19 protein-coding genes are annotated in these 15,633 nt (G+C 67.1%); 2 read left to right on the top strand and 17 right to left on the bottom strand.

All coding sequences use genetic code 11. The annotated features are described in order from the left end of the window. Positions 1-22: 22 nt before the first annotated feature. Positions 23-949, top strand: a complete 927-nt coding sequence (locus AC5Y5V_RS19530) for an LLM class flavin-dependent oxidoreductase (RefSeq protein WP_499938657.1) — start codon at positions 23-25, stop codon at positions 947-949. A gap of 15 nt (positions 950-964) precedes the next feature. Here the strand turns inward: AC5Y5V_RS19530 and AC5Y5V_RS19525 are convergent, their stop codons facing one another. From AC5Y5V_RS19525 to AC5Y5V_RS19460, 14 genes are all read right to left on the bottom strand, one after another. Then, positions 965-2,533, bottom strand: a complete 1,569-nt coding sequence (locus tag AC5Y5V_RS19525) for an adenylate/guanylate cyclase domain-containing protein (protein WP_499938655.1) — start codon at positions 2,531-2,533, stop codon at positions 965-967. 71 nt (positions 2,534-2,604) lie between these two features. Beyond that, the gene (gene rplO, locus AC5Y5V_RS19520) at positions 2,605-3,045 is read right to left on the bottom strand and encodes a 50S ribosomal protein L15 (protein ID WP_499938653.1); all 441 of its coding nucleotides are present in this window, start codon (positions 3,043-3,045) and stop codon (positions 2,605-2,607) included. Beyond that, positions 3,042-3,236, bottom strand: coding sequence for a 50S ribosomal protein L30 (gene rpmD, locus AC5Y5V_RS19515; protein ID WP_499938651.1), 195 nt, complete (start codon positions 3,234-3,236; stop codon positions 3,042-3,044). Before rpmD ends, rplO begins: the two co-directional genes overlap by 4 nt. After that, positions 3,233-3,904 (bottom strand): 30S ribosomal protein S5, encoded by a 672-nt coding sequence (gene rpsE, locus AC5Y5V_RS19510; protein WP_499938649.1) that lies wholly within the window; start codon positions 3,902-3,904, stop codon positions 3,233-3,235. The genes rpmD and rpsE overlap by 4 nt, the downstream gene beginning before the upstream one ends. A 19-nt stretch (positions 3,905-3,923) precedes the next feature. Next, the gene (rplR, locus tag AC5Y5V_RS19505) at positions 3,924-4,292 is read right to left on the bottom strand and encodes a 50S ribosomal protein L18 (RefSeq protein WP_499938907.1); all 369 of its coding nucleotides are present in this window, start codon (positions 4,290-4,292) and stop codon (positions 3,924-3,926) included. 41 nt (positions 4,293-4,333) lie between these two features. Further along, positions 4,334-4,873, bottom strand: a complete 540-nt coding sequence (rplF, locus tag AC5Y5V_RS19500) for a 50S ribosomal protein L6 (RefSeq protein ID WP_499938646.1) — start codon at positions 4,871-4,873, stop codon at positions 4,334-4,336. 21 nt (positions 4,874-4,894) lie between these two features. Continuing rightward, positions 4,895-5,293 carry a 30S ribosomal protein S8 gene (gene rpsH / locus AC5Y5V_RS19495; RefSeq protein ID WP_499938644.1) on the bottom strand — a complete coding sequence of 133 codons (399 nt, stop codon included), beginning with the start codon at positions 5,291-5,293 and terminating at the stop codon, positions 4,895-4,897. Positions 5,294-5,312: 19 nt separating this feature from the next. Next, positions 5,313-5,498, bottom strand: a complete 186-nt coding sequence (locus AC5Y5V_RS19490; RefSeq protein ID WP_011739072.1) for a type Z 30S ribosomal protein S14 — start codon at positions 5,496-5,498, stop codon at positions 5,313-5,315. 2 nt (positions 5,499-5,500) lie between these two features. Beyond that, positions 5,501-6,073 (bottom strand): 50S ribosomal protein L5, encoded by a 573-nt coding sequence (rplE, locus tag AC5Y5V_RS19485; RefSeq protein ID WP_499938642.1) that lies wholly within the window; start codon positions 6,071-6,073, stop codon positions 5,501-5,503. Position 6,074: 1 nt separating this feature from the next. After that, on the bottom strand, positions 6,075-6,392 hold the full coding sequence (gene rplX, locus AC5Y5V_RS19480; RefSeq protein WP_499938640.1) for a 50S ribosomal protein L24: 318 nt from the start codon (positions 6,390-6,392) through the stop codon (positions 6,075-6,077). Beyond that, positions 6,393-6,761: a 50S ribosomal protein L14 gene (gene rplN / locus AC5Y5V_RS19475; RefSeq protein WP_499938638.1), complete on the bottom strand. Its 369-nt coding sequence runs from the start codon at positions 6,759-6,761 to the stop codon at positions 6,393-6,395. It abuts the gene before it with no gap. Positions 6,762-7,068: 307 nt separating this feature from the next. Continuing rightward, the gene (locus AC5Y5V_RS19470) at positions 7,069-8,046 is read right to left on the bottom strand and encodes a DUF4436 domain-containing protein (RefSeq protein WP_499938636.1); all 978 of its coding nucleotides are present in this window, start codon (positions 8,044-8,046) and stop codon (positions 7,069-7,071) included. Positions 8,047-8,208: 162 nt separating this feature from the next. After that, a complete protein-coding gene (locus tag AC5Y5V_RS19465; protein WP_499938634.1) occupies positions 8,209-9,111 on the bottom strand; it encodes a formylglycine-generating enzyme family protein in 903 nt (300 codons plus the stop codon). A 21-nt stretch (positions 9,112-9,132) separates the two neighbouring features. Then, entirely contained in the window at positions 9,133-10,083 is a 951-nt protein-coding gene (locus AC5Y5V_RS19460; RefSeq protein ID WP_499938632.1) for a DUF4436 domain-containing protein, read from the bottom strand. A gap of 153 nt (positions 10,084-10,236) precedes the next feature. Here AC5Y5V_RS19460 and pstS point away from each other — a divergent pair, with 153 nt between their 5' ends. After that, complete coding sequence (gene pstS, locus AC5Y5V_RS19455) at positions 10,237-11,367, top strand: phosphate ABC transporter substrate-binding protein PstS (RefSeq protein WP_499938904.1); 1,131 nt, start codon at positions 10,237-10,239, stop codon at positions 11,365-11,367. Positions 11,368-11,373: 6 nt separating this feature from the next. Here pstS and AC5Y5V_RS19450 read toward each other — a convergent pair whose 3' ends face one another. From AC5Y5V_RS19450 to AC5Y5V_RS19440, 3 genes are all read right to left on the bottom strand, one after another. Beyond that, complete coding sequence (locus AC5Y5V_RS19450) at positions 11,374-12,336, bottom strand: DUF4436 domain-containing protein (protein WP_499938629.1); 963 nt, start codon at positions 12,334-12,336, stop codon at positions 11,374-11,376. 165 nt (positions 12,337-12,501) lie between these two features. Next, positions 12,502-13,203 carry a hypothetical protein gene (locus AC5Y5V_RS19445; RefSeq protein ID WP_499938627.1) on the bottom strand — a complete coding sequence of 234 codons (702 nt, stop codon included), beginning with the start codon at positions 13,201-13,203 and terminating at the stop codon, positions 12,502-12,504. Beyond that, positions 13,184-15,547, bottom strand: a complete 2,364-nt coding sequence (locus AC5Y5V_RS19440) for an arylsulfatase (RefSeq protein WP_499938625.1) — start codon at positions 15,545-15,547, stop codon at positions 13,184-13,186. Before AC5Y5V_RS19440 ends, AC5Y5V_RS19445 begins: the two co-directional genes overlap by 20 nt. Positions 15,548-15,633 lie beyond the last annotated feature (86 nt).

Raw genomic sequence — 15,633 nt, 5'->3', positions numbered from 1 at the left:
TCGTCCGCCGTACGGTGGTTCTGTGAGGTTCTCGATCGCCATCCCCCAATTCGACTACGAGACGTTCGATGCCGCGGGGCTGCGGGCGTATCTGGCGCGCGCCGAGGAACTCGGGTTCGAGGGCGGGTGGCTGCTCGAGCAGATCATCGGCCCCGCCCCGTTGCTGGCGCCGCTGGAGCTGCTCGCCTACTGCGCGGCCTGCACCGAACGGCTGCGCCTCGGCGTGGCGGTCCTGGTGACATCGCTGCACGATCCGCTGCAGCTGGCGTCGGCCGCGACCGCCGTCGACCGGCTCAGCCACGGGCGGCTGGACCTCGGCGTGGCACCCGGCGGCGGCACGCGCAAGTTCGCCGCATTCGGCGTCGACAAATCCAGCTATATCAGCTATTTCACCGAAGGCCTGGAGCTGATGAAGGCGGCGTGGTCCGACGAACCGAGGGTGACGTTCCATGGCCGGTTCCGCGACGTCGAGGACCTGCCGATCCAGCCGAAGCCGGTGCAGCGCCCGCACCCGCCGGTCTGGTTCGGGGGCGGCGCCCCGAAGGCACTGGCCCGCGCGGTGCGTCACGGCGACGCGTTCTTGGGAGCGGGATCCTCGACGACGGAGGCTTTTGCCGGCGCCGCCGACGTGGTCCGTCGCGAACTTGCCGAACAGGGCAAGGACGCCGCGCGGTTCACCATCGGCAAGCGGGTCTACCTGACCATCGACGACGACGCCGCCCGCGCCCGCGAGCTGGTGCTCGCCGGCCTGCGCCGAATCTACGGCCAGATGCCCGGCGTCGACGCGGTTCCGGTGTGCGGGACTCCCGATGACGTCGTGCGGGGGCTGGGCCGGGTAATCGACGCCGGGGCGCAGATGCTGCTGCTGAATCCGGTCGGCGCCGACGTCGCGGAGAACCGTGAGCAGATGGAACGCCTTGCCGCCGAGGTGCTTCCGCGGCTGCGTTAGCCCGCGCGAGCAGTTCTAGGGCGCTTTTGCGTCTGCTCGCGCCAGGGGGACGTAGGTTTCGGTCGCGGATGACCGGCCTCGCAGCAGCATCGGCTCGTGGGCTCGCCACCAGGACGCCTCGTCGCCGGCTTCAGCGACCGCGGCGTGGGAGACCAGCAGCCGCTCGGGCACCTTCTTGGCTTGTTCGGTGAGCCGGGCGGCTTCGTTGACGGCGTCGCCGATGACGGTGTATTCGTAGCGGTCGGCCGCCCCGATGTTGCCGGCAATGACCTCCCCCGAGGACACGCCGATCGCGGCGTCCAGGCCGGGATGGCTTTCAGCCAGCGCGACGAACTCAGCCCGCAACGCCCGCGCGGCCCGCAACGCCGCGGCGGCCTGCCCCGTGTGCTCGCCGGGCGGGCCGAACACGCACAGTGCGGCGTCGCCCTCGAACTTGTTCACCCAACCGCCCTCTTTGGTCACGCATTCGACGACGGCGCCGAAGACGTCGTTCAGCACGGCCACCACGGCCTCGGGTTCCAGGCGCTGCGTCATCGCGGTCGAGCCGATCAGGTCGAAGAACAGGACCGAGGCATGCCGGCGCTCACCCCCCAGCCGCACCCCGGTCGCAAGGGCGGCGCGAGCGACCTCGATGCCGACGTGGCGGCCGAATATGTCGTGCAGCCGTTGGTGTTCGCGCAGCCCGGCGACCATGTGGTTGAACCCGGCCTGCAGTTGCCCGACTTCGCCGCCGTAGTCGACCGGGATCTGTACGGTCAGGTCGCCGTCCTGCACCCGCCGCTGGGCGGCCCGCAGGACGGTCACCGGTTCGATCACCGAGCGGGACACCGCGTACGTGCCTCCCAGACCCCAGACCACGGCGACAGCCGCATTCACCGCGAGCACCACCGGCAGCAGCGCCCGCTCCTCGGCGGGTTGCCCGATCCAGATGGTGCCGAGCACCGAAAGCGGCACCGCACCGGTCAGCCCCCACAGCAGGAAGAACCGCCGGCGCAACCCCAGCTTCGATCCGCCCGGTGCAGCGTTGCCCCCCAAGGCCAACTGCAGCACCGGCCGGAACAGCTGTTCCAGCAGCATGAACGACAGCGCAGCGGCGCCGCACCCGGCCAGAAAGCCGATGACGACGATGCGAAACGAGCTGAGTGGCGGATATCCCAGCGCCGCGGCGAACACGCTGACCACCAGCGACACCAGTGACCAGGCGCCGAGCACGTCGACGGCCGTCGACTCGGGCCACAGCAGTACCAGACGCCGCTCGGCCGGGGTCGCCTGCCTCCGCTCGCGCACCCACGCCGACGCCCGCCGGGCCCGGCGAAGCGCACGAAAATACCCGACGGCAATGGAAATCAGCGTGGACACCGACGCGACCGCGATCATCAGCACCTCGCGGTGTCCGAGCGTGTTGCGTCCCAGGCCGCCGCCGAAAACCATGCCGGCGATCATCATCAGCGCCGTGGCCGCGTTCGCGCTCAACAGCACGCCCTTGCCATGCATCCGCTCGGTGACCGCGGCGACCGCATCCCAGATGCCCTCGTCGAACGGCAGATGCTGTTCTTCGCACTCGGCTTCCGGGGTGTCGGTCATGAGGCGAAATCTAAACCAAAAGCCCCCGCACGCACTGCGTGTCGGGGGCTTTTGGTTCAGTTTTGCCCTGCCTACAGCTCCGTTGCCGAGCCGCCGGCGGCGGTGATCTTCTCGCGTGCGCTGCCGCTGAACTTGTGCGCGGTCAGGTCGACCTTGACGCTCAGCTTCCCGTCGCCAAGAACTTTCACCAGAGTGTTCTTGCGAACCGCACCCTTGGCCACCAATTCGTCGACACCGACGGTGCCCCCTTCGGGGAACAGCCGGCCGATGTCACCGACGTTGACGACCTGGTACTCGGTGCGGAAGCGGTTGCGGAATCCCTTGAGCTTCGGCAACCGCATGTGGATGGGCATCTGCCCACCCTCGAAGGTCGCCGGCACGTTCTTGCGCGCCTTGGTGCCCTTGGTACCGCGGCCCGCGGTCTTGCCCTTGGAGCCCTCACCGCGACCGACGCGGGTGCGCGCGGTCTTCGACCCCGGCGCGGGCTTCAGGTCGTGCAGCTTGATCGTCATTTCGCGTCACCTCCAGCGGGTTCCACCGCGACGAGGTGGCTCACCACGGCGATCAGCCCGCGGGTCTGCGGGTTGTCCTCGCGGATCACCGAATGCCGGATCCGTCGCAGACCCAGCGTGCGCAGGCTCTCGCGCTGCTTCCAGCGGGAGCCGATAGTGCTGCGCACCTGGGTGATCTTCAGTTGGCTCATGATTGCGCCTCTCGCGTTGCTGCGGCGGCCAGCGCCTCGCTCTCGCGGCGCGCCTTGAGCATCCCGGCCGGGGCGACGTCCTCGATGGGCAGCCCGCGACGGGCCGCCACCTCCTCCGGACGCTGCAGCAGCTTGAGCGCGGCGACGGTGGCGTGCACCACGTTGATCGCGTTGTCGCTGCCCAGCGACTTGGCCAGGATGTCGTGCACCCCAGCGCATTCCAGCACCGCGCGCGCCGCGCCGCCGGCGATGACACCGGTACCCGGGCTGGCCGGACGCAACAGCACCACACCGGCGGCCGCCTCGCCCTGCACCGGGTGCGTGATCGTGCCGCCGATCAGCGGTACGCGGAAGAAGCCCTTACGCGCTTCCTCGACACCCTTGGCGATCGCCGCCGGAACTTCCTTGGCCTTGCCGTAACCGACACCGACCATGCCGTTGCCGTCACCCACGATGACCAAGGCGGTGAAGCTGAAGCGACGACCACCCTTGACCACCTTGGAAACCCGGTTGATCGCGACGACACGCTCGATGTAGTTGCTCTTGTCACCGTCCCGCTCGCGACCGCCGCGGCCACCACCGTCGCGCCGACCGCGCGAATCGCGGCCGTCGCGCGAATCCCGGCTGTCAGCGCGGTTGTCTCCGCCGCCTGCCGACTGCTCCGCCATTATGCGGTCCTCCCAATCATCAGAAACTCAATCCATTCTCGCGTGCGGCATCGGCCAGGGCCGCGATCCGTCCGCCGTAGGTGTAGCCGCCACGGTCGAACACCACGGAGTCGATGCCGGCGGCCTTGGCGCGCTCGGCGATCAACTGACCGACCCGCACGCTGCGGGCTTTCTTGTCACCGTCGAGGCCACGCACATCGGCCTCGATCGACGACGCGGCGGCCACGGTGGTGCCGGTGAGGTCGTTCACCAGTTGCACGTGAATGTGCCGCGACGAGCGGTTCACCACGAGACGCGGGCGCTGCGCGGTGCCCGAGATCTTCTTGCGCAGCCGGGCGTGCCGACGCAGCCGCGAAACCCGTCGGGTTGCGGATACGCTCTGCCCCACCGGCTTTCGCGCGGCCGTGTCAGCTTGTGATTGCGCCATGATTACTTACCTGTCTTTCCGACCTTGCGGCGGATCTGCTCGCCCTCGTAGCGCACGCCCTTGCCCTTGTACGGGTCGGGGCGACGCAGGCGGCGGATGTTCGCCGAGATCTGGCCGACCTTCTGCTTGTCGATCCCCGAGACCGAGAACTTCGTCGGCGTGGCGACCGCAAACGTGATGCCGTCGGGCGCCTCGATCACCACCGGGTGGCTGTAGCCCAAGGCGAACTCGAGGTTGGAGCCCTTGAGCTGCACCCGGTAGCCGACCCCGAAGATCTCCATCTTGGTGGTGTAGCCCTCGGTCACCCCGGTGACCAGGTTGGAGACCAGGGTGCGCGACAGCCCGTGCAGCGAGCGGTTGTGCCGCTCGTCGTCGGGGCGGGTGACCACGATGGCGCCGTCGTCGTTGCGCGACACCGTGATTGGCTCCGCGACCGTCAAGTCCAGCGTGCCCTTGGGACCCTTCACCGAGATGTTCTGGCCCTCGATCGTTACGTCGACTCCGGCGGGAACCGGAACCGGCTGCTTACCAATGCGCGACATCTTTATCCGCTACCTCTCCCGCTACCACACGTACGCGAGGACTTCGCCGCCCACGCCCTGTCTGGCTGCCTGACGGTCGGTGAGCAGGCCCGAGGAGGTCGAGATGATCGCCACACCCAGGCCGCCGAGCACCCGCGGCAGGTTGGTTGATTTTGCGTACACCCGCAGACCCGGCTTGGACACGCGCTTCAACCCCGCGATGCTGCGCTCCCGGCTGGGTCCGTACTTGAGCTGGACGACCAGCGCCTTGCCCACCCGAGCATCCTCGGTGTGGTAGTCGGTGATGTAGCCCTCTTTTTTGAGGATCTCGGCGATGTTCGCCTTGATCTTCGAGTGCGGCAACGTCACCTCGTCGTGGTACGCCGAGTTGGCGTTGCGCAGACGCGTCAGGAAGTCCGCGATGGGGTCAGTCATCGTCATGGTTTAGTCCCTCTGCCCCTTACCAGCTGCTCTTCTGCACGCCGGGCAGCTCACCGGCGTGCGCCATCTCACGCAGGCAGATCCTGCACAGCCCGAACTTGCGGAACACCGCGCGCGGGCGGCCGCACTTGCTGCAGCGCGTGTAGCCGCGCACCGCAAACTTCGGCTTGCGCGCGGCCTTGTTGACCAGTGCCTTCTTCGCCATGCTCAGTTCTCCTTGAACGGAAAGCCGAGGGCCCGCAACAGCGCTCGTCCCTCGTCGTCGTTTGTCGCCGAGGTGACGACGTTGATGTCCATGCCGCGAACCCGGTCGATCTTGTCCACGTCGATCTCGTGGAACACCGACTGCTCGGCCAGTCCGAACGTGTAGTTGCCGACGCCGTCGAACTGCTTGGGCGAGAGCCCGCGGAAGTCGCGAATACGCGGCAGCGCGATCGAGGTGAGGCGGTCGAGGAACTCCCACATCCGGTCGCCCCGCAGGGTGACCCGGACGCCGATCGGCATGCCCTCACGTAACTTGAACTGCGCGATGGACTTTCGCGCCTTGCGGATCTCCGGCCGCTGACCGGTGATCAGCGCCAGGTCGTTGACCGCGCCGTTGATCAGCTTGGCGTCCCTGGCGGCCTCGCCGACGCCCATGTTCACGACGACCTTGGTCACCGTCGGGATCTGCATGACGTTGCCGTAGCCGAACTGCTTGTGCAGCGCGTCGCGGATCTCGCTGCGGTAGCGCGCCTTGAGGCGCGGCGGCGCTTTCCTGTCAGCCTCTGTAGTGGTCATTTCAGATGTCCTTGCCGTTGCGCTTGGAAACGCGGACGCGCTTACCGGTCTCCTCGTCCGTGCGGTAGCCGATTCGGGTGGGCTTGCCGTCGGAGTCGACGACCATCACGTTGGAGACGTGAATCGGCGCCTCCTGCGTGACGATTCCGCCGGACCGGGCACCGCGCTGGTTGGTCGAAATCGCGGTGTGCTTCTTGATCCGGTTGACGCCCTCGACCAGCACCCGGTTGCGGTCCGGGTAGGCCTGCAGCACCTTGCCCTTGGCACCCTTGTCCTTGCCGGCGATGACCAGCACGGTGTCGCCCTTATGGACCTTCATCTACAACACCTCCGGGGCGAGCGAGATGATCTTCATGAACTTCTTCTCCCGCAGTTCGCGGCCGACCGGCCCGAAGATGCGCGTGCCGCGCGGGTCGTTGTCGGGCTTGATGATCACGGCCGCGTTCTCGTCGAAGCGGATGTAGCTGCCGTCGGGACGCCTGCGCTCCTTGACGGTGCGGACGACGACGGCCTTCACGACGTCGCCGCGTTTGACGTTGCCGCCGGGAATGGCGTCCTTGACGGTGGCGACGATGACGTCACCGATCCCCGCGTAACGCCGCGACGAGCCACCCAGCACGCGGATGCACAAGATCTCCTTGGCGCCGGTGTTGTCGGCGACCTTGAGCCGCGATTCCTGCTGAATCACTAGATCTCCTGACCTGGTTTTACGTGTGCACGGCAGGAGAAAAGCTCGGCAGGCATGACCCACCAATAACCTGACATGCGCGGTCTTTCTTTGCCTAAGGGCACGCAGGGCCGACAGCGCTTACGCGCGACCAGCCGAGGTCTGCCCAGGGCAACCCCTAGAGTCTAGGGGAAGGGCAGCTCAGCGCAAAATTCGCGCCCTGACGCTCCCCTGCTCGACCGCCGCTCCCCTGCTCGCCGAGTGTCGGGTCATGCCACGGTTTCCGCCAGCGAGCGTCCCACAACCCGACATTCGCCCCGCCTGCCGCCTAATCCCCTTGCCGGATCCAGGCGACGATGTACAGGCTCATGGCCGTGACCAGCGCGATCAGCACCCACTGCACGATGGCCTGGTCGATCCAGGACCCCGGCGGCGGCGCGCCCGGCAGGATGTTGCGCAGCGGGACGATCGCGAACAGGTTCGCGGCGTACCAGGTGGCGAACGGCGGCAGGAACTTGCGTCGGCCCAGCGCCATCGGGACGGCCACCAACAGCGCCAGGGTGGGCAGCGCGATCAGCACCAGGCAGATGCCCAGGTCGAAGATCAGCGGGCCCTTGGCCCTCTTGAAGGTGACGACCACGTTCCCGTTGTCGGTGGCCCGCGACGTCGGGAGCGCGCTGGCGTCGTGCACCCGGTTGACGCTGATCTCCCAGCCGTCGAGTGATCCGGTGACTTCGACGCGGGCAGGCACCTTCTTGCGCGCGTCGCCGGCGCCGACGAACGCATCGGCCGAGATCGGTTCGGTGCTGTAGGAGTCGAAGGGCCAGTTGCCGGGATCGCCGTGCGCCTCGATGGTGGTGCTGAGCTGCACCGGCGCCTTGCCCTTCGGGTAGTGCAGGTCGCCCAGGTCGCTGGTCGGATACAGGCGCACCGCGACGTCGTTGGCCAGCACGTCGAATCGGTTGTCGTACTGCGAAACCCCTGGATAGACAAGGACATTCACCACGAGCCGGTTGGCGACGGGTTTCAGCTCCTCGAGGCGCAGCTGCACGATGGTCGCGTCGCCGCCGCCCTGACTCAGGTCCAGCGGAGGAAGCGGGCCCTCCGATCGTTGCAGCATGTGGACACCGACCAGCGACAGCGCGTAGGCGGTGACGACGGCCACCAGGATGCCTACACCGATCAGGATCCGCGGCAGATCCGACTTCTCGGGGGCCGGCGGCTTCTTCTTCTTTTTCTTTGCCGACGGCGACTTTTCCTTGACCTGTTCTTTGACCGACGGCGGCGGCTCGGTCTCGGTGGTCATCGGTCGCCGCCACGGGCACCGGGGCGGCGAATTTGACTATGTCGGGGCGACACGTCGTCAGATGCTAGCGAAGACCCGCGCCCGCCGCGCCTCGAAATCCGCCGGGTACGGGAGTGCGGAAGCTTTCGTCATGTGCCGTCCACCCGGCGTTCACTGTGTTTGCTAGCCGGACGCCTGATCCGCCACGCAACGGAACCCGATGTGCGTGGTCGCGGTGTCCTGCGACTGCGGTGACCGAGCCGCCGGACGGTAGCGATGGCAGTATTCCGGAGCGCACAAATGCGAACCGCCCTTCAACGTCTGGTTGACGCTCGGGTCGGCCGGTCCCGACGGGGTGCAGCAGCTCTTGGGCAGGCGATCGAGCCGATGGCGCGCCGAGTACTCGGTGGCCGTCCACTCCCAGACGTTGCCGATCATGTCGACCAGGCCGAAACCGTTCGGCGGGAACGTCCCCACCGGCGACGTGCCCACCCAGCCGCGCGCGCCGTCGTTGCGGTACGGGAACCTGCCCTGCCAGGTGTTGGCCATCAGCTGACCGTCGGGACGGGCCTCGTCGCCCCAGGAATAGGTGGTCGTGGCTCCGCCGCGGGCCGCGTATTCCCACTCCGCCTCGGTCGGTAGCCGGCGTCCGGCCCAGCGCGCGTAGGCCGCGGCGTCGGGGTAGGCCACCTGGACGACGGGATGATCGGGCCTGTCCCCCGCGCTCAGACCGCCGCCGCTGTCGGGGCCGAACGGATGGTGCCAGCTCGCCCCCGGCGCCCAGTCCCACCACTGGCGCCAGTCGCGCAGGTCGACCGGCCCGGCCGTCGGGCGAAAGACCATGGCGCCGGCACGCAGGTCATCGGGGTTCACCCCCGGATAGAGCGCGGGGTCCAGCGGTTGCTCGGCGACGGTGACATAGCCTGTGGCGTCGACGAATTCGGCGAACTGCGCGTTGGTCACCGGATGCCGCTCCACCGCGAAGGCGCCGACGGTCACGCTGTGGACCGGGGCTTCCTCGGGATAGAAGCTCGTCGAGCCCATGCGGAATGATCCGCCCGGCAGTTCGATCAGCTCGGTGAGCACCCCACCAGGGTAGGACGATCGCTAATCCGACTGCCGGTACCAAGTGAACATATACAGGCCCATCGCCCCGACCAGCGCTATCAGCACCCAGAGCACCAAGGCCTGGTCGACCCACGCGCCCGGCGGCGGGGCACCGGGCAGGAAGTTACGAATCGGGATGACGGCGAACAGCATTGCCGCGAACCAGGTTACGAAGGGCGGGACGAATTTCCTTCTGCCCATGGCGATCTGAATGGCCACCGCGAACGCCAACGCGGGCAGGCTGAACAGGACCAGGCAGATGCCGAGGTCGAAGATCAACGGTCCCTTGGCCCGGTGGAACGTGACGACGACGTTGTCCAGGCTGTTCGGGTCTTCCTTGTCCTCGGCGTCATGGAGACGGCGCACATCGACGTCCCAGCCTTCCAGGTACCCGGTCACTTCCACTCGGGCGGGTTTGTATTGGCGTTGCCCGCCCTTCCCCACCAGCGCGTCGGCCGTAAACGTGTCGGTCTTGTAGGAGTCGAATGGCCAATTACCGGGATCACCGTGGGCCTCAAACGTCGTGGTCACCACCGCGGGGGCTTTCCCGGAGGCGTAGACGAGATCCCCCTGCTCGTTATCCGGGGAGAAGCGAACGGACAGTTCGTCGGTCAACACCCGCAACTTGTCGTCGTAGATCGCCTTCGGCGGAATTACCAGCACCTTCACCGTGAGGCGATTCGCGACGGTGTCCAGCTTGTCGAGGCGCACCAACACGACCGTTTCCTCGCCGGGGTCCTCGTCCACATTGGGCAGCGGACCCGACGAGGACTTGGCCAGCATGTGCACGCCGAACAGCGACAAACCGTAGACGAGAAGGAAGGCCGCCAGGATGCCCGCGACGAGCAGCGCGCGCCGACCCCGTGGCTTGGCAGCCGGTTCCGGGGCTTCCGGCGGCGTGGGCGTCGGAGGCGTCGCGGGTGGGGGTGCGGGCGGCGCGTGATGGCTCATCGGTGTGTCCACTTCCGACTGGTGGGGTGCGGTCGAGGCAGATCGTAGCGCGGGCGTGCCCACGGCGTCGCGACATCGAAATCCAGCGCAAGTTTCGACCAGTTTCACCCGGTGTTTGTTTGGGTGTTAATTCGGTGGCTGTAAATGGCGACCGTGAAGCACAAACGATCGGGAGCTGTCGTGGGCCTGCTGGCCGCGGGCACCTTGGCGCTGTCGGCCTGCAGCAACTCGCCCGCCACGCTGGCCTACACCGCGGGAGCCAAGGTCAACTGCGGCGGCAAGCAGGCGCTGGCGGCCAGCGGCTCGACCGCGCAGGCTAACGCGATGACCCGATTCATCGCCGCGTACACGAAGGCCTGCGCGGGCCAGACGCTCAACTACACCGCCGACGGGTCGGGCGCTGGGATCAGCGAATTCCTCTCGGGTAAAACGGATTTCGCCGGGTCGGACACGCCGTTGAATGCAGAGCAGCGCGCGGCCGCCAAGCAGCGCTGCGGCGGCGCCGACGCCTGGGACCTGCCCGTGGTGTTCGGGCCGCTCGCGATCACCTACAACCTGAGCGCCGTCGACACGTTGGTGCTCGACGCTCCGACGCTGGCCAGGATCTTCGACGGCACCATCACGCGCTGGGACGACCCGGCGCTGACCGCGCTCAACGCATCGATGCCGGCGGAGGACATCCACGTCATCTATCGCAGCGACGATTCCGGCACCACCTACAACTTCCAGTCCTACCTGCAGGCGGCATCCGGCGGCGCGTGGAACAGGGGCGCCGGCAAGACGTTCCAGGGCGGCGTCGGCAGCGGCGCGGCGGGCAACAACGGCACCTCGGCTCTGGTGAAGGCCACCGAGGGCGCGATCAGCTACAACGAACTGTCTTACGCACTGCAGCAAGGGCTTTACGCCGCCGAGATCAAGACCCCCGCCAGTCGCAGGTCGTTGCGCCCGGTCCGCATCGGCACCGACACGGTCGGCAAGACCATCACCGGCGCCAGGATCGTCGGGCAGGGCAACGACCTGGTGCTCGACATTTCGTCGTTCTACAACCCGACCCAGCCCGACGTCTACCCAATCGTGTTGGCCACCTACGAAATCGTCTGCTCCAAGTACCCCAGGGCCGACGAGGCCCAGGCCGTCAAGGCCTTTCTGCAGGCGGCGATCGGACCGGGCCAGATCGACCTCAACAGGAGCGGTTACATCCCGCTGTCCCCCGGCTTCCAGGCGCGGGTGTCCCAGGCAATCGACGCGATCGCCGCGGTGGGCGGCCCGATTCTGGCGGAGTGACGCCGGTCAGGTCTTCTTTTTCGGATCCTGTTGTCGCCACCACGCGAAGATGAACATCGTCATCGCGACCGCCAGCGCTATCAACACCCACAGCACTATGGCCTGATCGACCCACGATCCGGGCGGTGGCGAGCCGGGCAGGATGTTGCGCAGCGGCACGATCGCAAACAGCATGGCGGCGTACCACGTGATGAACGGCGGCAGGAACGCCGTCTTGCCCAACGCCATTGGAATGGCCACCCACAGGGCCAACGTGGGCAGGGTGATGAGCACCAGGCAGATGCCTAGGTCGAAGATCAGCGACCCTTTCGACCTGTGCAGCGTGATGATGACGTTGCTCATTTCCTCCGGCGGGTCGCCGGGGTCGTGGATGCGAGTGACGGAGACGTCCCAGCCTTCGAGCTTTCCGGTGACCTCGACACGGGCCGGGTCCTTCTCGCGATGGTCGAGGGGTCCCGTGAGCACGTCGGCCTGAATGGTCTGCGTCGTGTACGAGTCGAACGGCCAATTACCCGGATCGCCCTCCGCCACCAAGGTCGTGCTCACCTGTGCGGGCGCCTTCCCGGCCGGGTACTGCAGGTCACCCAGGTCGTTGTCCGGATACAACCGCACCGCGGCATCTTTGGTGAGCACACCCAGGTTTTGGTCGAAGATCGTCAGCTTGGGATACACCTGGACATTCACCGTGAGGCGGTTAGCGACCGGTTTCATCTCCTCGAGGTGGACCTTCACCACGGTGTCCTCGGCCTCCAACTTGCTCAGGTCGACCGGCGGCAGCGCGGGCGCCGATTTGGCCAACATGTGCACCGCGACCAAGGTCAGGGCGTAGACGACGATAAGAGCCGACAGAATCCCGAACGCCGTCGCGAGCTTCATCACGCGCGACCTGGGTTGCGGCGCCGTCTCATACGTCGTCGGGGCCGGCGGGCGGGACATCGGGGGTGGCGTAGCTGGTCCGCTATGCGACATCGAGGGTCACCTTTCCGGTTGCGGCCGCGGCGCGTGGAAGCCGAGCTCTTCTCGAATTACCCGCTGCGGCAGCCCAAAACACGAGAACCGACATCGGGCCAGACTAACAACGCGGTGCGCCGCCGCGGTGGAAATCCGGGGCGCGTGTGGCACTCGGCCCAGCCGTCAGGGTATGACGACCGTGAATTGCTGCAGCAACACCGTCTTGGCCGCGTTGAACCCGACCGCACTGCCCGGCCCTTCGAGATGGACGGCCACCAAATACTTCTTCGTGTTGGTCCAGATGTGAGTGATGCGGTCGGCGTAGCCGATCGGGCCCGACGGGCCCTGAACCGTCATGGTCAGCTGCTGACTGCTGTAGCCGCAAAACGGCGCCCCGGCGACCGAGAACTTGAGCCGCGCCATGCCGGGACCCATCGCCGCGGTGTAGCGCAGGAAGGCGCCTTCGGGCGGCAGGTCCGTCGGGGCGATGGTCACCTTCGCGGACATGCCGTCCGGGCCGGTCATTGTCAACGCCGTATCGCCGCTTCCCGCAGTTGCATTCCAGCCGTCGGGCGCCGCGACCGTGATCCGCGGCGCGGCCGGGTCGGACACCGTGGCCGGGGTCGGGCGGCCGGTGATTCCCGACGGGACGCAGGCCAGCGCGCCCGGCGGGATCTGGTCCGACGACGTCGCAGCGATACCGGGGACCGATTCGGCGGGGTCGCCCTTCGGCCGCGTCTTGGTAGTGGTCAGCGGCCCCTGGTCCGTCTGGGTGCGGTCAACGGCGCTGCCGCAACCCGCGGCTCCCGACAGGCAGGCCAGGGCCACGGCGCCGAGCGCCGCGTACCGCCAGCCCGCCGCCCGGTCAGTCGCGCGAAAAGGCAAGCGCGACTTCCTTTTCCACATCCTCGTAGGGCCGCCCGGACAGGTCGACGGTGACCTGGTCGATGGTGCCACCGGTGAACGCGAACGGCGCCTTGTACCTGCTGGACACGCCCGAGCCGCCGTTGCGCCCGACGGTGATGCCGGCGCCGGCCAAGCCGAACGTGCCCGGGTGCGTCGTCACGTCGGCGAGCTTGCCGACCGGGTTGTGGTCGAAGTACAGCGTCAGGTCCCCCAGCGGCGTGTGGCTGTTCGCCACGGTTCCGGTGCGCTCGTAGCGGACACCCAGCAGGTGCCTGCCCAGCGGGATCGGACCCGCCGAGGACACCAGCTGCTGGCGCTCGCCGAGGAAGTTGTAGACGTAGTGCAGGCGGCCGTCCTGCAGGAACAGCACGTGCCCGCCGTGGGCGCCGCCCTGTTTGAACAGCACGCCCTCGGCGCCGGTGGTGTCCACGGTCACGTCGGCCAGCACGGCGAATGAGCGGCCCCGAATCTCGGCGGCCGCGCCGATCCCGACGTCCGCGCAGTCCGGGTAGTAGACGTAGGTGTTGCGCTCGCCGACCAGGTAGGGCCGGAACCGGGTCAGCGTCTCCAACAGGTTGAGGTCGGCCAGCGGTAGTCCGTTGTACTTCGCGGCCTCGGAAAACCACAGGGCCTTAAGCTCTTCCAGCTTCTCGGGCTGCTCGGCCGCCAGATCGTGGCACTGGCTGCGGTCCGCCTCGATGTGGTAGAGCTCCCAGCGGTCCTTGTCGAAGTGTGACCAGCCCGCGGGCGTGGCGGCGTGCACGGTGTTGGCGAACCAGCCGTCGTGCCAGATCCCGCGGGTGCCCAGCATGGTGTAAAACTGCGTCTTCTTGCCGGTGTCGGCCGTCGGATCCATAAGGGCGGCTTTGAAACTCACACCGTCCAAGGGCTTCTGCGCGATGCCTTTCACGGTCTCCGGCGGCGTCAGGTCAAGCAGGTCGTAGATGGTCGGCGTGACGTCGCTGACGTTGACGTAGTTGTCGCGCACCTCACCGTGCGCCGCAATTCCGTTGGGCCACGAGACGATTGCCGTGTCCGCGATGCCGCCTTCGTGCGACGCGTAGCGCTTGTAGAGCTTGTAGGGCGTGTTGAACGCCATCGCCCACCCGATGGGGTAATGGTTGTAGGTCTCCGGCCCGCCTAGGTGATCGAAGAGCTTCATGCTCTCTTCGACGGTATCGATGTATCCGTTGAAGAACTTGCCCTCGTTGACCGAGCCATTCGGGCCGCCCTCCCCGCTGGCGCCGTTGTCGGAGATCACCACGATGATGGTGTTGTCCAGTTGGCCGGAGTCCTCGAGATAGTCCAGGATCCTGCCGATCTGCGCGTCGGTGTAGCTCAGGAAGCCGGCGAACACCTCGGCCATCCGGGCGAACAGCCTCTTCTCGTCGTCGTTGAGCGAGTCCCACGGCCGCACCGTGTCCTGCAGCGGCCACGCTTCGCCCTGCGGTCCCTTGACGTCGAGATACGGGTTGACGGGCGACAATTCGGTGTCGGCGGGCACGATCCCCATCGACTTCTGCTGCTCCAGCACGATCTCGCGGTAGCGCTCGTAGCCCATGTCGAACTTGCCGGCGTACTTGTCGGCCCATTCCTTGAAGACGTGGTGCGGGGCGTGCCCGGCGCCTGGGCACACGTAGCTGAACCACGGTTTCTCCGGGGCGATCACCTTGGCGTCGCGGATGAATTCGATCGTCTTGTCGGCGATGTCCTTGGACAGGTGGTATCCGTCTTCCGGTGTGCCGGGCGGGTTTACCGGGTGGTTGTCGTACATCAGGTCGGGGTACCACTGGTCGGTCTCCCCGCCCATGAACCCGTAGAAGCGTTCGAAGCCACGCGACGTCGGCCAGTGCCGCTTGGTAGCCGCCATGCTGGCCTCCTCCAGCGGCGTCAGGTGCCATTTGCCGACGCAATAGGTGTTGTAGCCGTGCTCGTTGAGCACCTCCGAGAGCAGCGCGGTGTCGGCCGGGATGCGGCCGTTGCAGTTGGGGAAGCCGTCGGTGAACTCTTCGATGGTCGCCATGCCGACGGTGGTCGCATTGCGACCCGTCAGCAGCGACGCCCGGGTCGGCGAACACAGCGCGGTGGTGTGAAACTGCGTCAACCGGACGCCGCGCTCGGCGATGCGCGTCATCGCGGGCATCTCCACCAGACCGCCGAAGCAGTCCCAGGTCGCGATGCCCGTGTCGTCCCACACCAGGTAGAGGATGTTCGGCGCATTCTCCGGCGCGGTCGGAGCTGCGTACGGGCCCCAATCCGGTTCCGAATCGCGAATATCCAGTTCGATTTTGCCGTTGAATGTCGACCCCGACTGTGCCGTCATCGCCTGCCAGCCTCATTCCCGAAAGTGGACGTACCGAATGTCCGTGGACATTACACGCGCGACTTAGTAATTAGCTGAGCAGACGC

This window comes from Mycobacterium sp. NGS68, from assembly GCF_059812195.1.
Note: the sequence above shows the minus strand (reverse complement) of the source record. Positions and strands in the feature narration are given on the sequence as shown.

Coding starts and splice junctions, on each gene's coding strand:
- AC5Y5V_RS19525 (WP_499938655.1), bottom strand. CDS start 2,533: ATGACCGACACCCCGGAAGCCGAGTGCGAAGAACAGCATCTGCCGTTC.
- rplO (WP_499938653.1), bottom strand. CDS start 3,045: ATGACGATCAAGCTGCACGACCTGAAGCCCGCGCCGGGGTCGAAGACC.
- rpmD (WP_499938651.1), bottom strand. CDS start 3,236: ATGAGCCAACTGAAGATCACCCAGGTGCGCAGCACTATCGGCTCCCGC.
- rpsE (WP_499938649.1), bottom strand. CDS start 3,904: ATGGCGGAGCAGTCGGCAGGCGGCGGAGACAACCGCGCTGACAGCCGG.
- rplF (WP_499938646.1), bottom strand. CDS start 4,873: ATGTCGCGCATTGGTAAGCAGCCGGTTCCGGTTCCCGCCGGAGTCGAC.
- rpsH (WP_499938644.1), bottom strand. CDS start 5,293: ATGACGATGACTGACCCCATCGCGGACTTCCTGACGCGTCTGCGCAAC.
- AC5Y5V_RS19490 (WP_011739072.1), bottom strand. CDS start 5,498: ATGGCGAAGAAGGCACTGGTCAACAAGGCCGCGCGCAAGCCGAAGTTT.
- rplE (WP_499938642.1), bottom strand. CDS start 6,073: ATGACCACTACAGAGGCTGACAGGAAAGCGCCGCCGCGCCTCAAGGCG.
- rplX (WP_499938640.1), bottom strand. CDS start 6,392: ATGAAGGTCCATAAGGGCGACACCGTGCTGGTCATCGCCGGCAAGGAC.
- AC5Y5V_RS19470 (WP_499938636.1), bottom strand. CDS start 8,046: ATGACCACCGAGACCGAGCCGCCGCCGTCGGTCAAAGAACAGGTCAAG.
- AC5Y5V_RS19460 (WP_499938632.1), bottom strand. CDS start 10,083: ATGAGCCATCACGCGCCGCCCGCACCCCCACCCGCGACGCCTCCGACG.
- AC5Y5V_RS19450 (WP_499938629.1), bottom strand. CDS start 12,336: ATGTCGCATAGCGGACCAGCTACGCCACCCCCGATGTCCCGCCCGCCG.
- AC5Y5V_RS19440 (WP_499938625.1), bottom strand. CDS start 15,547: ATGACGGCACAGTCGGGGTCGACATTCAACGGCAAAATCGAACTGGAT.